Genomic DNA, 2,237 nt, shown 5'->3' on the forward strand with positions numbered 1-2,237 from the left:
GCGTGGCTGACCTCGCTGCCCGTGCCCGTCATCCTGGTCGAGCGCTCGGCGGTGCACGGCCCGTACCGCGAGCACGTCGAGTCCGTGCGCACGGACCACGCGGCGGGCACGGAGCTGGCCGTGCGGCACCTGCACGGCCAGGGTCACGTCCGGATCGGTCTGGCCGCCAGCGCGTCCAGCCCCCACACCGGGCAGATCCGCGAGGGCTGGCGTCGGGTGATGGGCGCGCTGTGCCTGCCCGCGATGCCGGAGCTGCTCGTCGCCGCCTACTACGAGCCGGAGTGGGCGGTCGACGTCGACCGCGTGCTGGACCAGTGCGCCGAGCACGGCGTGACCGCGCTGGTCGTGCACTCCGACCGCGAAGCGGTGTCCCTGGTGCAGCGGGCCGAGGAACGCGGTGTCCACGTGCCGGCGGACCTGTCGGTCGTCGCGTACGACGACGAGGTCGCCCGGTTCGCCCACCCGCCGCTGACCGCCGTGCGCCCGCCCAAGTACGCCATCGGCGCCACGGCGGTGGAACTGGTGCTCGACCGCTTGGCGCGCGGTGCGGACCGGCCCGTGCGCCGGGTGGTGCTCAGCTCGGAGCTGTGCGAACGCGGCTCGACCGCGCCGGCCGCCCACGCCCCCGACTGACCGCCCGGACGCACGGCACGGGTCAGAAGCCGTAGCCGGGGTAGTAGTCGACGGTCGGCCACGCGGCGTTGTCGGCCGCCACGTGCAGGTCGTAGTCGATGGCCGAGTAGTCCGGATCCCCGCTGCTCTCCGCGCGCTTGGTGAACAGCACCGCCCAGGTCACCCCGTCGTACCGCCGCACCAGGAACGTGGTCGTGCCGGGCAGGCTGCCGTCGTGGTAGGTGTTGCGGACACCGCCGCCCGGCAGCACCACGGCCCACCCGCAGCCGTAGTACCAGCTCGGCGAGCCGGTCTCCGCCGCCGGCACGGCGAAGGCCTGGTTGATGGAGGCGGCGTCGAGCACGCTGTTGGGACCGTCGTAGATCGAGGCGAAGCGGACCAGGTCCACGGACGTGCTCAGCCAGGCGCCGTGCGCCGCCATGTTCTCCAGGTTGAAGCCGCCGTACTGGATGGGCACCACCGCCCCCGAGTCGTCCATCACCGTCGAAGCGGTGATCCCGGACTGGTAGGACACCTCGCCCGACGCGCGGTACTGCGGCAACGAGCGGCCTTGCCGCATCCGCGTGATGCCCTTGGGCGCGAGGACCGCCTGGCGCACGTAGGTGTCGTAGGGCTGGCCGGTCACGCGTTCGATGACCCGGCCGAGCAGCAGGTAGCCGAAGTTGCTGTAGTGGTACTCCGCCCCGGGTGAGGTGGCGAGCTCCTTCCCGGCCACGTAGCGGACGATGTCGGCCTGGCCGATCGGCAGCCTCAGGCCGAACGCCGACTTGATCTCGTAGTCGGAGAACATCGGGTCCGGGCTCGTCTGGAAGCCGCCCCTGTGCTGCAGCAGGTTCAGCACGGTCACCTGTCGCAGGTCGGGATCGGTCGGCGTCAGGCCGAGGAGGTCGGTCACCCGGGCGGTCAGCGAGAGCCTGCCCTCCTGCACCAGCCGCAGGACGGCCGTCGCGGTGATCGGCTTGCTGATGCTGGCGATGCGGAACAGGGAGGTGGGCTGCGTCTGCACCGCCGGGTCGGCGCTGTAGGAGTAGCCGCGGGCGAGCACGAGCTTGCCGTTGCGCACCACCGCGAGCGACCCGGCGGCGATGCCGCGCGGCTGCATGAAGTTCCTCATGGCGTCGTCGAAGCCCGACAACCCGTTTCCGATGGGACCGCGCATGGTCCAGGAGAGGTCCGCGGCGTTCGCCGCGGGCGCGGTGGACAGGCCGCTGAGCACGGCTCCACCCGCCGCGCCCGCCAGGGCCACCACTCTGCCGAAGTCGCGTCGGGACATGCGTGTGCGGAAGTCGTTCACGTTCCATCCCCCCAAAAAGGACAACCACGATGGTTCGGGCGTCAGCGGGACGTGCCCGGACCGGCACTTTCGACGCTACGACCGAAACGACGCGAAGACCGTCGCCCGCTACGGGTTCCCGATGCCGGGCCGCCCGCCCACCCGGCAGGTCACCGCACGCCCGTACCGGTGATGCGGGTGGACGCCCAGGTGGCGGGGTCGACGACGAGCAGGCGTGCCACCTCCGCGGGCGGCAGGGCGACGGCGACGTCGGAGACGGTGCGCAGCGCGCCTGCCGCGGCCAGGTGGCCGGAGCGCAGGCACCGCGCCG

At 72.4% G+C, this 2,237-nt stretch carries 2 protein-coding genes; one reads left to right on the plus strand and one right to left on the minus strand.

Annotation, left to right across the window (positions count from 1 at the left end):
• Window positions 1-633 (plus strand): substrate-binding domain-containing protein (locus tag AB0G02_RS36050; RefSeq protein WP_360803705.1); only part of this gene is annotated, 633 nt, incomplete at its 5' end.
• A 22-nt stretch (window positions 634-655) separates the two neighbouring features.
• Here the strand turns inward: AB0G02_RS36050 and AB0G02_RS36055 are convergent.
• Window positions 656-1,906, minus strand: coding sequence for a serine hydrolase domain-containing protein (locus tag AB0G02_RS36055; protein ID WP_360803708.1), 1,251 nt, complete (start codon window positions 1,904-1,906; stop codon window positions 656-658).
• Window positions 1,907-2,237: the final 331 nt, after the last annotated feature.

Origin of the sequence: Actinosynnema sp. NPDC023658 (assembly GCF_040639995.1) — a bacterium.
Classification (GTDB): Bacteria; Actinomycetota; Actinomycetes; order Mycobacteriales; family Pseudonocardiaceae; genus Actinosynnema.